Genomic DNA, 15,578 nt, shown 5'->3' with positions numbered 1-15,578 from the left:
ATAGAAAACAACTTCCCTCTTCCTCGACTAAAAGTTCATTTTTTTGTCATTTTTCCAGAACAAATAAAAAAACTGAGAGTCGATTAAACTCTCAGTTTTTTTATTTATTTTGCTGTATGTTTTCTAACGGCTGGTAAAATTTCAGTAGCAATTAATTCAATATTTTTCTCAATTTTATCAAATGGTACACCGCCAAAATCAATTTGTGCCATAAAGCGTTGTTGGCCAAACAATTCATATTGGTAAAGCATTTTCTCAATGATTTGTTGTGGGCTACCAACCATTAAAGCATCACGGTAATCTATTGCATTTGTAAATTGCTGTTTCGGATACCCATCACCGCGCAGTGTAAGCATACCAGCATTAATGTGAGGGTAATATTCACTAAGTGCATCTTGTGAATTTTTTGCCGTATAAAATAAACTCGTTGTCGCAACTGGTAAACTAGCTGGATCAAATCCGCTTTGCTGAGCAGCCTCGCGGTAAGCATCTACTGACACTTTAAAGTTAATTGCTGGACCACCAAGTGTTGTTATCATCATTGGCACACCTGCACGTCCTGCTTTAATTGCACTAGCTGGTGGACCTCCAACTGCACGCCAAATTGGTAAGTTATTATTTTTCGCTCTTGGAATAACCGATGCATGTGCGAGCGGTGCTCTGAACTGTCCATTCCATGTTACATGTTCCTCGTTATTAATTTTTAATAAAAGATCCATCTTCTCTTCAAATAATTCTTCATAATCATTCACGTCATAACCAAGTAAACTATATCCTCCAATACGAGATCCACGACCAGCCACAATTTCTGCACGTCCATTAGAAATCAAGTCAATGGTAGCGAAATCCTCATATACTCGAACTGGATCAGATGTACTTAATATCGTTGCGGAACTTGCAATTTTTATATTTTTCGTAGCTTGCGCGACCGCACCTAAAATAACTGTATGAGCTTGCGTTGTAAAATGTGTTTGGTGACTTTCGCCGACAGCAAACACATCAAGTCCTGCCTCATCTGCTAACTTAGCTGTTTCAATTAGTTCGTGAATTCTTTTTTCTGGCGTAATTTTGTCCCCATTATGTGGATTTAAAACATGATCACCAATTGAATATAATCCAAACTCAATTCCTTTTCTTGTATCTATACGGTATTTTTCCATAGTTACTCTCCCCTTTAATAAAGTAGTATTAGTTTTTTTCTAAAAACGTTGGTAAGTCAAGTTTATCTCCGTATTACCTACACCATCACTTGATTAGTCAATTGATGGTGTAAAAAAATTACTCTTGCGGTAATTCTTTTTTTTCACTATGCTTATGAACTTTCGTCATCAGCTCATATAATATTTTCTGCTCTTCTTCATTTAATACATCATCAAAAAACGAAGATTGAAATGCAAGTTGCTCTGGCAATGCTCTCTCTAAAGCCGCTTCTCCTTGCTCTGTAAGACTAATTGTTTTCGTTTTCCAATCTTGTTTTCGTACAATATATCCTTCTTTTTCAAGACGAGTTAACATTCGAGAAATGCCACCTTGTGTAACAGTTACCTTTTCAGCTAACTCCATTTGTGTTAGTGGTTGATACGTACGTATTTGCAAAAGCACATCAAATTGAGCTGTCGTTAAATCAAAACGTTTTAAAAACTCATTTGACATTTGATTACTTTGGTTCGTAAATCGTATTAAACGTAACCATATTAATGATCCTATCGTATTATCACGCATGTTTTGTCACTTCCTAGCGTTAATCTTACTATCACTTTACTACGCAAGTGATAAAAAAGCAAGAGAAAATGTAATAAATATAGCGATAAAGTATTGCATAAATAATGATAAGTAAGAATTCATATAAACATGAATTCTTACTTATCATTATTCTTAGCTTTTCATTTCATTCATTACTATATTTAAAGCTGACATAGCTTTTGGCCAACCAACGTAAAAAGCCATATGTGTTATTAATGCAACCAATTCATTCTCCTTAATCCCATTTTGTTTAGCTAGCTTCAGATGAAATTGTAATTGTTCTGTATTACCGAGACTGATTAGTGCTGACACAGTACACAAACTTCTTTCCCTTAATGTTAAAGTGGCATCCCGCCACACTTCCTCAAATAATATCTTTTCACTATAATGAGCAAATGCAGGTGCCATTTCTCTCATTTTCTTTTTAATATGTACTTCAATAAGTTCATTTTTCATTTTTTTCTCCCTTTATTTTCATCATTTGTGCTATTCCTTGACCAAATGACCAGTTTTCAGCAGCTGTCTCATTTAGTGTAATAAAAATATTCGAAGTTTTAACGTCGGAATATTCCGTAATTTTTAAAGATATCGATTGATACAAATCTTTTTTCTGTTGCACCGTTCTTCCCGGTCCACATGTAATAGAAACATATATCATATTCTCTGTTCTCTTTTCTCCTCTTTCCAACAAATAATATGGATTATATAAAAATTTATTTTGTTGGTAAGGTAAGAACATTTGAAAATAATCATTTTCAGGGATGTTAAAATGTTCAATTAACGAAAGATGGATACATTCCCCCATTTTTTCCAACTCTTCTTCATTTAATATGTTTTCAGGATAATAAATCTTCACAAAAGGCATAGACTTTCATTCCTTTTCTTATTTTTAATATACAACAAAATTTCATCGTGAAATGTGTAAAATCTCATATACTGTAGCACCTTTATTTACTATAATATCAGGCTTCTCTTCATAAAACTCAAACCTACTATATCCCCATTTATCCGGATTATAAACGATTACATTCCCTAAACACTTTTCATTGTTTTGTACATTTTCATTCATCATGTTTAATTGAGTCCCAATCAGCGTTTTACTTTGAGCAATACTTCCTGCATATTCAACAACATATCTACTTTTCTTAAATCCATCACTTAGATTAACAACTAATGGAACACCTATATGTATTTGTTGCCAACCAAACGATTGTAAAATATTATCGTAATACCCTTCAAAGATAAATTTATTCATCCCTTCATGCCCATTCCAAATATATAAAGGTGCATAGCAGTTATAAAAATTCCCGTCTTTCTCCGTTTCCGTAATTAAATAAGCTTTAAAATTTAGTGCTTGGAAACCATCAGTTTTATAACCATTATCCTTTACCCTTTTCTTAATAATTTCCATGTCATAATCCTTTGGCAAAATGACCTTATATTGCATTCCAATCATGTTTATCACTCGCTTTCAATCTTATATACATTATGATAAATCGATAAGTAGCTAACGTAAAATAGGTATAAATTATGTTTGGTATCATTTATAATGATAGTGCATAAGGGGCTGAGATATATGGAAATAAATGATCTTATTATATTCAAAACTGTAGCCAGTGAGGGTTCTATTAGTAAAGCTGCTAAAGAGTTAGGTTATGTTCAACCGAACGTAACTGAAAGAATCAAAAAATTAGAACAAGAATTAGAAACACCCTTACTACATAGAGATAACAAAGGCGTTTCCTTATTACCTTCTGGTGACATTTTATTAGATTACACGAATCAAATATTAACTCTATTAGAAGAAGCGAAAGATAAAATTAAAACAAGTGGGTCTTCTTATATAATCGCGACGTCACAATCGATTTTGACTAATTATTTAAGTAAGCGTATTAAAGAAAATTTCATGAATTATCAAATATATGTAGAAAATAGTAGTCATTTGCCAAAATTACTGCAGCAACAAAAAGTTGATATGGTCATCACTTATGAGGATGATTTTGGTGCAGGTTTTAAAAAAGTATTTACTACTTCAATTTCTATAGGCTTACTAAAAGATCAAGAAAAATGTATCCTTGACTATTCAAAGGAACTCTTCTTCGTTAGTAATGACAAAAAGTGCCCTTTTAGAAATAAGACGATACAATTTCTAAAAGAAAATAATTTATCTCAGCGTCAACTTCAACAATTAGATTCTTATTCGCTTATGGAAGAGTTTATTCAGGACGGAAAAGGGATAGCCTTTTTGCCGATTAAAAATGATAAATTGGTACCAATTGAAGATTTTCCAGTTGAGAAATTAGCTGTTCATTTTTTTACAAATCAAAACTCTTTCAAACAAATCCCTGATGAACTATTTGGTTAATAAAAAATCCCTCCTTTATGAATCTAAAAGAGGGATTTTCATATTCTATACAATTGATTTTTCACACATTTTGCTCCACTTCTGCACTTTTCTCCTTCTTATTCCGTTTCATATTCTTCAGTCCCTTAACCGTGCCAACTAATCCTTTCGGGAAAACTAGCAATACGATAATGTACAATAAACCAAGAATAATCGTCCATCGTTCAAAGATCGGATACTCTGTAGCTAGTTCTGATAAATAATATTTTAGAGATTCAATAATTCCAGCTCCTGCAATTGCTCCAGTTAACGTTCCAACCCCACCAATCATCGTCATCAATAATGCATTTAATGTCATTTCAATTGAAAATACAGTCGTATTAACAAAACGCAATGTGATAACAAATAAACCACCGCTAATCGCAGCTACTACTCCTGCAACAATGCTAGCAATAATTTTATAATGAAGCACTTTATATCCTAGTGCTTCAACACGTTGCTCATTTTGGGAAATTGCCTTTAATACTTTTCCAATAGAAGATTTGGTGAAAAGACGTAACAGAACAAAAATGATAAGTAAACATATAAGTGTTACATAATAAAACGTAAAACGATCACGGAATACGTCTGGTACACCAAATGTAAAACCATCTCCTCCGTGAGTAAGCCCACGCCATTTTTCAGCAAGTACAAAAAATAACTGTGAAATAGCAAGTGTTAACATTGCATAAAAATGACTTTTCAATCGTAAAGAAAGCAAACCAATTATATAACTAACGATTGCTGAAACGATAATTGCAGCTACTATTCCAATTAAAAAGTTCGTTATTGATACGCCTTGTCGATCAAATAAAAGCGCTACCCCATATGCTCCTATCCCAAAGAACATACAATGACCGAACGATACAATTCCTGTATACCCAAGTAATACATCAAAACTCATTGCAAAAATAGCAAAGATGAAGATTTGAGTGAACAAAATTAACAGGCTCCGTGAATCATTTACGAACGGAAATACACTTAAACAAATGAGCATACATACTCCGAAGTATACTTTAATTCGGTCCGATGTGTTGTTCACCATTTCACCCCTTTTCACCAACAAGTCCAGTTGGCTTCACTATTAAGAAAAATAGTAACATTAACATATTAATTGCAAGTGATAAATCTGGTATAAAATACGCTGTAAAAGCACCAGCTAATCCGACAATTAAAGAAGCAATAGCTGAACCTTGAACGCTTCCTAATCCACCGATAATTACTACTATAAAAGCTAAAATTGCATACTGCATGCCCATCTCGGCGAAAATAACGCCCGAATACGGTGCTAATAAGAATCCTCCCAAAGCTGCCATCCCTGCCCCTAATAAAAAGACGAAAGAAAATATCGCTTTTACATTAATACCAAGCGCTTGAACCATTTCTTTATCCATTACACCTGCACGGATCATAAGACCTATCTTCGTCTTTTTGAGTAATAGTAGTAGTGCAATGTAAATAATTATCCCAATCAAAATAACAAATAGACGATATTTAATTAATATAATACCTCCGAATGTAAAACTTCCTTGTAACCATAACGGTAATTTTGCACTAATAGGGTTTGGCCCCCAAAATATTTTAATACACTCACTAAGAACGAGCATTCCTCCAAGCGTAACGAGCAGCTGTCGAGCATGATTTCCATATACCGGCCTAATAAGAAACCTTTCTAAAATAAATCCTAGGAACATTCCCATGGCTACTGCTCCAACTAAAGCTAATATATAACTTCCTGTCACATTAAATAACCAAACACCTGTAAATGCTCCCCATGCAAATAAACCACCGTGTGCAAAGTTTAAAACGCTCATTAAACCAAAAATAAGTGAAAGACCTGATGCTAACAAAAAAATGAGCATCCCTGTTGAAATCCCATTTACAAATAAATTGATTAACACATCCATCCTTTTCACCTCGGATTCATGTTAAGAGATTCCTAAATATTTATGACACATTTCCTTATCCTTTTTTAATTCATTCATAAAACCGTTATGAACAATTCGTCCGTTATCCATAATGTAAAAATAATCGCCAATTTGACTGGCCATCATAAAATTTTGCTCAACAAGTAAAACTGTTGTTTTCTCTTTCATCTTCAAAATAGCTACCATTAATTTCTCCACCATTATCGGGGATAGCCCTTTGCTCGGTTCATCAATAAGTAATAATCCATCACTATTAATAAACGCTCTTGAAATAGCCAACATTTGCTTTTGCCCTCCGCTCAAGAGCCCACTTTTCTTATTCCAAAACTGCTTTAAATCCGGAAATAGTTCCAGCATCCACTCTATTTTCCCTTCTACTTCCTCACCTTTTCCCCTAGCAAGAGCGAAAGTTTCTTCTACTGTCAAATCATGAAAAATACCTTGATTTTCTGGTACATACCCTATTCCTTTTCTTGAAATTAAATGTGTAGGTAATCCACTCACTTTTGCACTATCATAATAAATTTCACCATCTGCAATGCGGTGAAACCCCATCACTGAACGTAATGTCGTTGTTTTCCCTGCCCCATTTCTACCAAACAGTACAGTAATCGTCCCTTTCTCAACAGCAAGAGATACTCCTTGCAAAATATGAAACTGATCTAAATACGTTTCTATATTATTCACTTGTAATAGTGCCACTATATAATCCCCCTAAATAAGCACTTTGTACACGCTCATCTTTCATAATTTCTTCTGGCAATCCTTCAGCCAATAACTCTCCATGAAATAAAACGATAAGATGATCTGACAAACCTAGTATCATATCCATTTTGTGTTCGATAAGTACAATTGTGCTCTCTGGATGTTTCTTAATATTTTCAATCACTTGTAATATAGCAGGGACTTCCTCAACCGAAATACCTGCCGTCGGCTCATCAAGTAATAACACATCCGTTTTTAAAGCTAATAACATCGCAAGTTCTAGCTTCCTTTTCTCTCCATGTGCCAAATCTTTCGCTAATACGTTCTCTTTTTCATGAAGTAATACTGTTTTTAAGAAACGTCTCGCCTCTCCAACTTGTTGCTTTAATTTTGCTGAACTCGGGAAAAAACTATAGTAATCTTGTACGAATGATTGAACACTTAAACGGACATTTTCAAGTACCGTTAATTCTGGGAATATGTTTGTAAGCTGAAAAGAGCGACCGATTCCTAAGCGTGTTCGATCTGAAATCGATAGTTTTGTAATATCTTGCCCTTTAAAATACACTTCACCTGTTGTGGGTGAAATCTGTCCACTTAGTAAATTAAATAACGTTGTCTTCCCCGCACCATTTGGCCCAATAATAGAAATGAGCTTTCCTTTTTGGACAGTTAAATTTACATCTTTAATAACTTGATGTTCACCAAAAGATACACTAAGATTTTTCGTCTCTAGCAAATGTGTCACGAAATCCCTCCCTTTAAAGCCGTGAGTATGAAAGAAATATGTATAAAGAGGGTCCCCCCTCTTTATACAAAAACAACAGAAAATTCAGTCTATTTATTTTGAACTGGTGGTTCTGTTTCTTTCATCGTTAATTCTCGCTCTAACACTGGCACCGGATAATCAACACCGTCTTGCTTTTTCAATGTGATAGAATACAGTGTCTGCATCGCTTGGTGGTCCTTCTCTCTAAACTTCATCTTTCCTTTCGGTGTATCAAATTCCATTCCTTCCATTTTCTTAATCAAGGTATCTACATCTGTATCACCTTTTGTTTTCTTTAAGGCTTCTACAATAGAAATTGCTGCTGACATTCCTCCTGCTGTAAACAAATCTGGCACTGCACCATTAAAACGTTTTTTATGCTCTTCAACTAGCCAATCATTCACTTTATTTTTTGGAAGTGTGTGATAATATACAGAAAAACCTTGCATACCTACTAATGCATCCATTGTTTTTAATGCTGGTATATCTGGCGCACCTGTAGAAATTTTAATACCTTGCGCTTCCACATTCATATCTTTCAACTGTTTCCAAGGTGAATTTGCCCCTGCCCAAACGATAAATAAATAATCTGGTTTTGAACTAATGATATTTTGAATATTCGCTGTAAAATCTGTTGAATTTGTATCCGCGTATTGCTCATTCACAATGTTCGCACCTAATTTTTTCGCACCCGCTTTAAATGCAGCAATCCCTTCACGACCAAAAGCGTTATCTGGGGCAAATGTTGCAATCTTTACATCTTTTTTCGCAATTGCTGCTGCTCCTGCAATCGCATCTTGTGAGGAACTTCTTCCAGTTCTAAAAATATATTTATTCCAGTTCTTCCCGGTAATACTATCCGCAACTGCCGGTTCTACAACCATAATCTTTTCATATTCTTCAGCCAGTGGTAAAACCGCTAACGTATCACTTGAACTAGACGATCCAACTAAAAAATCAACTTTCTCTTCTTCTAATAACTTCGTAGCTTTTTTAACTGCTACATCCGCTTTCGTTTCTGTATCTTCTACAACAAACTTAATCTTTTTCCCATCTACTTTCCCAGTTCCACCAGTTGCATAATCTAACCCTAATTCAAATCCGTTCACTGTTTGTTTTCCATACGATTCTAGCGGTCCTGTTAAAGAAGCAAGGACTCCTACCTTAATCGTTTTTTCATCCTCTGTACTTGTTTTCTTTCCTGAACAAGCTGCCGTTATTAATAACGAACCTAAAACACAACCAGTAAACATTGTTTTTAGCCACTTACGTTTTTTCATCGACATTGTGATCCTCCCCATACTTTACTTTCTGATAGAATCAAACACGCCAAAATCCCCTGTCCGTAATCATGACTAACTAATTCGATAGATAATGGAAAACTCTTGTAGTACCCTCTACATTCGGCACAAATATATAATCACCTTCCTATGTAATGGAAACGGACATACAATCAATATATATTCTGCAATCCAATTGAAAATACTGTTTCATTTCAGTAATGACCATACAAAAAGACTAACTTATTTTTAAGTTAGTCTTTTCCCCTTAATTAGAGTTAAGTTCTACTTTCTCTAACCCTTCAGCCAATTGTTTCTTATCTAGTCCTTCTCCTATTACTACTAAGTTTGTCGGGAAACCGAAGTCTTGTTCTAATAAAGTTGGTACTCCGAACGAATATTGGAATAGGTGAGGGTATTTATCTCCATGGAATTTCACAAAACCTTTCACTCGATAAATACTATCTGGTAAATTCGAAAGCCATTCATATAATTTGTCTTGATCAATCGGTTTCGTAAATTGATATGTCATTGTTTGTATATGTAAATGCTGTTTGACATGTAGTGTCTCGTGTTCCTCATCATTTGGAAATTCTGCTTCTTCTATATCTTTTAAAGATATATTACAATACTTTGTCTCATACATTTTCGCATGATCATTTATTGCCTTTACTTCTTCAAATACTGTATTCTTATCTTCATCTGTTAGTAAATCTGCTTTATTAACAAGAATGTGACTACCAAATTTCAGTTGCTCATGCAATAGCTGTTGTACATTTGCACTTAATATACTTCGATTTAACCACCTTACTGCATCTAAAACGACTACAATTGATTTCACTTCCAGAAAAGGAGCTAAAATTGGCGAGACACACGCGTCTAACACTTCAATTGGATGCGCAACACCTGTCGTTTCTATATAAATTACATCTGGTCTTTCTTGTTGGTATAACGAATGTAATTGTATTTCAAGCTCTTCTTTTAACGTACAACAAATACATCCTTTAAGAAGTTCTCTTAAAACATTCTCTTTTCCAATAATATCTGTATCTACTGAGTATTCACCAATTTCATTCATTAATACTACAACTTTTCTATTCTTCTTTTTCTCTGCTAACAATAAATTTTGTAATAATGTTGATTTTCCACTACCTAAAAAACCACCTAATATATGAATCTCCACTTTATTCATTCAACCGACCATCCATTTCTTTACTTCAAATGTATTCAAAGCGTAATAATTACGATTTATATTTATCATTTTATTAAAAGAATGACCATTTGTAAATATAAGAGATTCACTGTTCATTTACTTCATATGCAACTCTAACTCCAGACTCAATTGCCCCTTGCATCCATCCATGTGTTAATGTCGTATGCTCTCCTGCAAAATGTACTTTTCCAGATGGTGGTGTAATATACGGAAATAACTCGAGCTCTTGGCCTGGTTCGAAAGCTGTAAATGCACCGCAAGAATACGGATTTTTACTCCAGCTAAAAGATGTTCCAGTGACAAACTCACTATAGACGATGTCACCGTATATTTCCGCTAAATTTTTTAATGCGTACCGAATACGATCTCTTTGCGGGAGACTATCCCATGTTAACGCCTCATCTGCCCACGTATAACTTGCTATAACGATAGCTGGTCCTGGAGTATGAATGCCATAACTCGGATAGTATGTAAACCGTATCGGTAAATCAGTAATAGATTTACCGCCACACTGTCCCGCTTTCTCCCAAAATCTACTTTTAAACTCTATTGCAATTTTAGTTGCAGCAATATAATTTAATTCACGAATTGCTCTTTTTTTAAAATAAGAGAATAAATAGTATGGCTGAACTTCTACAAATCTTAACGCTGAAAATGGAATTGTAATAATAGCAAAATCACTTGTTATTGTAAATTGCTCTAACGTTTGTTCATGATTTCCTTGTAACATTACTTTATTATCTTCTTGTATAATTTTATCAACCTTATACGGCATTAAAATATGTTCCCTTAATTGTGGTAAGAATGCATTCGATAACTTATCCATTCCACCAGTTATTTCATAATATTTCGTTGTTGAAGTAAAGAAAATCATTTCACGTAATACTTCAATTAAGGACATTCCCATATAAGCTTCCATATCAAGAAGTACCCCAATCATATCTATCGCACCATCTGAATAATACTCCATTAAAAATGAACCAAGCGAATACGTTTTATACTTTTTTTCAACGATAAGCCAGTTTTTATCAGGATCCTTCTTAATGTAATTTAGTATTGGTTCTAATACTTCAATCATTAGCTCTTCTGCCGTTTTTCCTCTTTCTTTATCCAAAACCGGATATTCAAGTACACTTGGATCATTTTCAAACACATTCAATCTCGTTTGAATGTTATTCGTATAAATGATATCTGCAAAAGTTTTATTTATAAAAAGGTTTAAAGGTAGTTTAAATTTATGAATATACGCTAAGGTTAACTTATGGGTGTCAGGGATTCTCATCGGTCCCGCATTAAAATATAAACCAACACTAAATGGTTCCCGAATCGTATACACTCTGCCACCTATTCTGTTATTTGCTTCTATAATCGTTACTTCGTGCCCAGCCTCTTTTAATAAAGAACCTGCAACTAATCCAGAAATCCCTGCACCTGCAATCGTAATCCGTTTTGGGTTATTCTTTTTAACAAGCCCTGCATGAATAATATGAAGCATTTCTTCCATTGCTAATGGATTCCCCATGCCATTTCCCCTTTTACAAAGGATTTTACTGAATTATATTCGGTTCACTGAATTCCTATGTTTTGTTCGCGGATTTGCACGGATACATTTTCAAATACTTGAATATCTTTTATAAAATGTAATAAACTAGATATGACTCTATAGAAGTAAGACGTATTATCTTACATAATAAAATCAATGAAATTGCGAGGAATTTTGAAATGAAAAAAGGTATTAACCGTGTTGTATTAGTAGGAACAGGAGCAGTTGGATGTAGTTATGCTTACTGCATGATTAACCAGGCTGTAGCTGAAGAATTTGTTTTAGTCGATGTAAATGAGGCAAAAGCTGAAGGGGAAGCAATGGACTTAAGTCATGCTGTTCCATTCGCACCAGCTCCAACTAGAGTATGGAAAGGCAGCTACGAAGATTGTAAAGATGCTGACCTTGTAGTTATTACAGCTGGATTACCACAAAAACCAGGCGAAACACGTTTAGATTTAGTTGAGAAAAACGCTAAAATCTTCAAACAAATCGTTCGCAGTATTATGGATAGCGGATTTGATGGCATCTTCTTAATCGCAACAAACCCTGTAGATATTTTAACTTACGTAACTTGGAAAGAATCTGGTTTACCGAAAGAACGTGTAATCGGTTCTGGTACAACGCTTGATTCTGCTCGTTTCCGCTATATGTTAGGTGAGTACTTCGATATTGGTCCACACAACATTCACGCTTATATTATCGGAGAACACGGCGATACTGAACTTCCAGTTTGGAGCCATGTTTCCGTTGGTATCCAAAAACTACAAACACTGCTTGAAAAAGACAACACGTATAATCAAGAAGATTTAGACAAAATTTTCATAAACGTCCGTGATGCAGCTTACCATATTATTGAGCGTAAAGGCGCAACTTATTATGGTATCGGTATGTCACTTCTACGTGTTACAAAAGCAATTTTAAACGACGAAAATAGTGTATTAACTGTATCAGCTTACTTAGAAGGTCAATACGGTCAAAAAGATGTTTATATCGGGGTACCTGCTGTTTTAAATCGCGGCGGTGTTCGTGAAATTTTAGAGGTTGAATTAAGTGAAGATGAAGAATTAAAATTCGACCACTCTGTTCAAGTATTGAAAGAAACAATGGCTCCGGTTCTTTAATTAAGATAAAAAGCAATCCAATTTATTTTGGATTGCTTTTTATTTTCATTATCTCCTATGACTTTTTAGTGATTTTCTATCATTTCTTATTTTTTAGTCGCATCCTCATTATTTATATCAAGTACATCTAATAAAAAGATAAAGATTGGTATCCCGATAATAAGCCCCCATATTCCAAGGAAATGCTCTGAGAAGATAAGAATCATAAATGTGTAGAATATTGGTAAATTTGTTTTTGCAGACATAAACTTCGGATTTAAAAAATAACTTTCAAGAGCATGGATTACTGTTATGAATACGAGTATGTATACTACGTACATAACTCCGCCTACGTTGTAAGCAATGATACAAAGTGGAAACAAAGAAATAATCACACCTGCAACAGGAATCAACCCTAGTAAGAAAATCATAACAGCTAATACAAGTAGCTGTGGAAATCCTAAAACGATTAATGCAATGACAGTAAGAATACAATTTACAACGGCAATTAAAAACTGAGCCTCAATTACTTTGCCGAACGATCTTGCAAATCTTTCACCAAAATATGCAATTTCTTCATAAAAGATTTTTAACTTACTATCTTTAAACTTTGATGTAAATGTAATAATACGCTCTTTTTCTAATAAGAAAAATAAGCTTAAAATTAGAGATAATAATATTTGTAAACTTACCTTCCCTATATTTGCTATTGATTGATATATGACGTCTACACCTTGTTCTATATATTTTGATACTTCCATCCCATTAATTGTCGAAAGTGCATATTTAACGATTTCATTATCAGGTGGATTTTGAAAAAACAGTTTAAATTGATAAATTAATTGTGAAATTTGTATCGTCAGCACAGGTAAATATTTATATAATGTTGTGCCTATAAAGGAAACTAGTATTATATATAAACATGCAATAACAATTTTCCGGTTTACTTTCAATTTTCTTGAAATAAAACGTTGAAATCGATCCATTAAAAACGTCAGTATAAACGTAATTAATATTAAATTAATCATACTTTTTAATGCGTATAATACAAGCGCTACTATTATTAAAACGAGAAACCGTTGAAACCCTCTACTTCGAAAAAAACTCTTTACTTCATTCATTAAGAATTAACCTCCCCCTTCAATGGATGGAAATTGAATATATTACATTTTATGAACTCCTATAGACAATCTTTCTTACTAATTGAGAAGAATCCTTTTTTTCTTTTCATATTGTTAGATTCGTTTAACTGGAATCCACCAACATAATTTCGGTGGCAGTTATTTTTCATATAATCTTTTATAAACTAGGTGATTTTCTATTTTTGGACTGCTGTTCATACGCATATCCAATATTGAAAAGCTCTTTTTCACCAAACTGTTTCCCTACAAACACTACACCGATTGGTTCTCCATTTTTATCATATCCAGCAGGAACCGCTAATTCCGGATAACCAGCTACAGCTGATAGAAGGACTTCATCGTTATTAATCATAACTAGAGCATCCAAACCTTTTTCTACTAAATACCTATCTAGCTCTTTTCTTGCATTTTCTTGACTCGTTTGCACTACGTTTTCAAACTCTTCTTTCGTTATAGCAGATTTTTCAGACCCTTCAATTAATGTTTGTCCGTATTTTATTCGTCTTTTACTATCCTTTTTATTAAACGCTATAATCTCTTCTAACGATTTTACCGGTACATTCTTTTGCTGTGAAAGATAGTCGTTTACATTATGCTTGAACTCATATTCTAATGTTTGCAAATTATCTACACCCTCAGCACTTAACTGGATATTATCAGTTAATATCGCACCTGCATCTTGAAGGTCTTTTCTAATTTTTTCTACTACTACTTTTCTATTTTCATCTTGTTGGTCTACAGAAAAAAGAAGCCCTATCTTTTTCCCTTTTAATCCATCTATTGATAAATCCTTTGTATAATCAATTCTTTCTTTATCTTTCATTTTTTCTGTCATAACATCTTTTTCGTCATAACCTATCATTGCATTAAATAACGTTGCTACATCTTTTACTGTTCTTGCCATAGGTCCTGCTGTATCAAGAGTTTCAGCTAATGGAATAATTCCTGTTCTACTTACCATACCTAAAGATGGACGTAACCCAACTACTGATTGCTGCGCCGCTGGTGCAACAATCGATCCCGTCGTTTCTGTTCCAATTGCAAGCGGCGCAAAATCTGCTGCAACTACTGTAGCAGATCCTGAACTTGATCCTGAAGTATCGAATGTAATCGGACCGTACGGGTTTAAATTTTGTCCTTTCTTCCCGCTATACCCGCTTGGCATTGTAAAAGATAAATAGTTCGCCCACTCAGACATATTCGCTTTTCCTAAAACAAATGCTCCTTCTTCTTTCAACTGCTTCACAATTGTTGCGTCTTGATCTGCAATCCAATCTTTTAATACATAAGTTCCTGCACTAGTCGGCATCACTTTTTCCGTCTGTACATTATCTTTTACAACGACAGGAATACCATATAAATTCGAATTTTTGTTTCTACCCCGCTCTTGATCTAACTTTCTTGCTTCTTCCATCGCATTAGGATTTATCTCTGTAACAGAATTTAATGTTATTCCATTTTGATCATGTTCTTGTATTCTAAAGAGATAAATACTCGTTAATTCTTCATATGACAACTTTCCATCATCAATCATTTTTTGAAGCTCATCTACAGTCGCATTTACGACTTCTCTTTCTTTTATCTTTACATTTTCTATATTGATTCCTTTAAGCTGATTATGTATCGGTTGTAGCACTCTTTCTTTATCATATACAATACGCTCAGGTTCCTTTGGAAAATAATTTTTATACACGTAATATCCGCCGGCACACGCTAATAAGACAATGCCTCCAGTGATAGACAGCGTTACCTTTACCCATTTCTTCATG

General features: G+C 34.1%; 16 protein-coding genes. 2 read left to right on the top strand and 14 right to left on the bottom strand.

Going from position 1 to position 15,578, the window contains the following annotated elements; translation table 11 throughout:
* Window positions 1-104: 104 nt before the first annotated feature.
* The 5 genes from ACTFRM_RS05720 to ACTFRM_RS05700 all read right to left on the bottom strand — a co-directional run bounded on the left by ACTFRM_RS05720 (window position 105) and on the right by ACTFRM_RS05700 (window position 3,199).
* Complete coding sequence (locus tag ACTFRM_RS05720) at window positions 105-1,160, bottom strand: LLM class flavin-dependent oxidoreductase (RefSeq protein WP_000417543.1); 1,056 nt, start codon at window positions 1,158-1,160, stop codon at window positions 105-107.
* Between the two features lie 118 nt (window positions 1,161-1,278).
* A complete protein-coding gene (locus ACTFRM_RS05715) occupies window positions 1,279-1,722 on the bottom strand; it encodes a MarR family winged helix-turn-helix transcriptional regulator (protein WP_001205523.1) in 444 nt (147 codons plus the stop codon).
* Between the two features lie 153 nt (window positions 1,723-1,875).
* The gene (locus ACTFRM_RS05710) at window positions 1,876-2,199 is read right to left on the bottom strand and encodes a carboxymuconolactone decarboxylase family protein (RefSeq protein WP_000787196.1); all 324 of its coding nucleotides are present in this window, start codon (window positions 2,197-2,199) and stop codon (window positions 1,876-1,878) included.
* The gene (locus ACTFRM_RS05705) at window positions 2,189-2,608 is read right to left on the bottom strand and encodes a tautomerase family protein (RefSeq protein ID WP_001117232.1); all 420 of its coding nucleotides are present in this window, start codon (window positions 2,606-2,608) and stop codon (window positions 2,189-2,191) included. Before ACTFRM_RS05705 ends, ACTFRM_RS05710 begins: the two co-directional genes overlap by 11 nt.
* Before the next feature lie 42 nt (window positions 2,609-2,650).
* On the bottom strand, window positions 2,651-3,199 hold the full coding sequence (locus tag ACTFRM_RS05700) for a DUF4865 family protein (protein ID WP_000579893.1): 549 nt from the start codon (window positions 3,197-3,199) through the stop codon (window positions 2,651-2,653).
* Window positions 3,200-3,319: 120 nt separating this feature from the next.
* Between ACTFRM_RS05700 and ACTFRM_RS05695 the strand changes: the two genes are divergently transcribed.
* Window positions 3,320-4,108, top strand: a complete 789-nt coding sequence (locus ACTFRM_RS05695; protein ID WP_000405003.1) for a LysR family transcriptional regulator — start codon at window positions 3,320-3,322, stop codon at window positions 4,106-4,108.
* A 61-nt stretch (window positions 4,109-4,169) separates the two neighbouring features.
* On the opposite strand, the gene ACTFRM_RS05690 is transcribed toward ACTFRM_RS05695, so the two are convergent.
* The 7 genes from ACTFRM_RS05690 to ACTFRM_RS05660 form a co-directional block, all read right to left on the bottom strand.
* Window positions 4,170-5,123 carry a branched-chain amino acid ABC transporter permease gene (locus ACTFRM_RS05690; RefSeq protein ID WP_002182659.1) on the bottom strand — a complete coding sequence of 318 codons (954 nt, stop codon included), beginning with the start codon at window positions 5,121-5,123 and terminating at the stop codon, window positions 4,170-4,172.
* 49 nt (window positions 5,124-5,172) lie between these two features.
* Window positions 5,173-6,033, bottom strand: a complete 861-nt coding sequence (locus tag ACTFRM_RS05685; protein WP_000382804.1) for a branched-chain amino acid ABC transporter permease — start codon at window positions 6,031-6,033, stop codon at window positions 5,173-5,175.
* Window positions 6,034-6,054: 21 nt separating this feature from the next.
* A complete protein-coding gene (locus ACTFRM_RS05680; RefSeq protein ID WP_001196696.1) occupies window positions 6,055-6,756 on the bottom strand; it encodes an ABC transporter ATP-binding protein in 702 nt (233 codons plus the stop codon).
* On the bottom strand, window positions 6,734-7,507 hold the full coding sequence (locus ACTFRM_RS05675; RefSeq protein ID WP_000149338.1) for an ABC transporter ATP-binding protein: 774 nt from the start codon (window positions 7,505-7,507) through the stop codon (window positions 6,734-6,736). Before ACTFRM_RS05675 ends, ACTFRM_RS05680 begins: the two co-directional genes overlap by 23 nt.
* Window positions 7,508-7,596: 89 nt before the next feature.
* Entirely contained in the window at window positions 7,597-8,814 is a 1,218-nt protein-coding gene (locus ACTFRM_RS05670; RefSeq protein WP_000061996.1) for a substrate-binding domain-containing protein, read from the bottom strand.
* A 262-nt stretch (window positions 8,815-9,076) separates the two neighbouring features.
* Window positions 9,077-10,000: a CobW family GTP-binding protein gene (locus ACTFRM_RS05665; RefSeq protein ID WP_001044959.1), complete on the bottom strand. Its 924-nt coding sequence runs from the start codon at window positions 9,998-10,000 to the stop codon at window positions 9,077-9,079.
* Between the two features lie 106 nt (window positions 10,001-10,106).
* Window positions 10,107-11,543 (bottom strand): flavin monoamine oxidase family protein, encoded by a 1,437-nt coding sequence (locus ACTFRM_RS05660; protein WP_000528002.1) that lies wholly within the window; start codon window positions 11,541-11,543, stop codon window positions 10,107-10,109.
* Window positions 11,544-11,743: 200 nt separating this feature from the next.
* Here ACTFRM_RS05660 and ACTFRM_RS05655 point away from each other — a divergent pair, with 200 nt between their 5' ends.
* Window positions 11,744-12,688, top strand: coding sequence for an L-lactate dehydrogenase (locus ACTFRM_RS05655; protein ID WP_000715321.1), 945 nt, complete (start codon window positions 11,744-11,746; stop codon window positions 12,686-12,688).
* Between the two features lie 86 nt (window positions 12,689-12,774).
* Here the strand turns inward: ACTFRM_RS05655 and ACTFRM_RS05650 are convergent, their stop codons facing one another.
* Both ACTFRM_RS05650 and ACTFRM_RS05645 read right to left on the bottom strand, forming a co-directional pair.
* A complete protein-coding gene (locus ACTFRM_RS05650) occupies window positions 12,775-13,788 on the bottom strand; it encodes an AI-2E family transporter (RefSeq protein WP_001006597.1) in 1,014 nt (337 codons plus the stop codon).
* A 178-nt stretch (window positions 13,789-13,966) separates the two neighbouring features.
* Entirely contained in the window at window positions 13,967-15,577 is a 1,611-nt protein-coding gene (locus ACTFRM_RS05645; RefSeq protein ID WP_000759479.1) for an amidase family protein, read from the bottom strand.
* Between the last annotated feature and the right edge of the window lies 1 nt (window position 15,578).

Origin of the sequence: Bacillus cereus group sp. MYBK227-1, from assembly GCF_051916325.1 — a bacterium.
GTDB lineage: Bacteria > Bacillota > Bacilli > Bacillales > Bacillaceae_G > Bacillus_A > Bacillus_A cereus.
This window is presented reverse-complemented; position numbering and strand designations above follow the sequence as displayed.

Bases quoted from the DNA above. Each gene is read 5' to 3' on its own strand.
- ACTFRM_RS05715 (WP_001205523.1), bottom strand. From the start codon at position 1,722: ATGCGTGATAATACGATAGGATCATTAATATGGTTACGTTTAATACGA.
- ACTFRM_RS05700 (WP_000579893.1), bottom strand. From the start codon at position 3,199: ATGATTGGAATGCAATATAAGGTCATTTTGCCAAAGGATTATGACATG.
- ACTFRM_RS05685 (WP_000382804.1), bottom strand. From the start codon at position 6,033: ATGGATGTGTTAATCAATTTATTTGTAAATGGGATTTCAACAGGGATG.
- ACTFRM_RS05670 (WP_000061996.1), bottom strand. From the start codon at position 8,814: ATGTCGATGAAAAAACGTAAGTGGCTAAAAACAATGTTTACTGGTTGT.
- ACTFRM_RS05655 (WP_000715321.1), top strand. From the start codon at position 11,744: ATGAAAAAAGGTATTAACCGTGTTGTATTAGTAGGAACAGGAGCAGTT.
- ACTFRM_RS05645 (WP_000759479.1), bottom strand. From the start codon at position 15,577: ATGAAGAAATGGGTAAAGGTAACGCTGTCTATCACTGGAGGCATTGTC.
- ACTFRM_RS05660 (WP_000528002.1), bottom strand. From the start codon at position 11,543: ATGGGGAATCCATTAGCAATGGAAGAAATGCTTCATATTATTCATGCA.
- ACTFRM_RS05695 (WP_000405003.1), top strand. From the start codon at position 3,320: ATGGAAATAAATGATCTTATTATATTCAAAACTGTAGCCAGTGAGGGT.
- ACTFRM_RS05690 (WP_002182659.1), bottom strand. From the start codon at position 5,123: ATGCTCATTTGTTTAAGTGTATTTCCGTTCGTAAATGATTCACGGAGC.
- ACTFRM_RS05720 (WP_000417543.1), bottom strand. From the start codon at position 1,160: ATGGAAAAATACCGTATAGATACAAGAAAAGGAATTGAGTTTGGATTA.
- ACTFRM_RS05705 (WP_001117232.1), bottom strand. From the start codon at position 2,608: ATGCCTTTTGTGAAGATTTATTATCCTGAAAACATATTAAATGAAGAA.
- ACTFRM_RS05665 (WP_001044959.1), bottom strand. From the start codon at position 10,000: ATGAATAAAGTGGAGATTCATATATTAGGTGGTTTTTTAGGTAGTGGA.
- ACTFRM_RS05650 (WP_001006597.1), bottom strand. From the start codon at position 13,788: ATGAATGAAGTAAAGAGTTTTTTTCGAAGTAGAGGGTTTCAACGGTTT.
- ACTFRM_RS05710 (WP_000787196.1), bottom strand. From the start codon at position 2,199: ATGAAAAATGAACTTATTGAAGTACATATTAAAAAGAAAATGAGAGAA.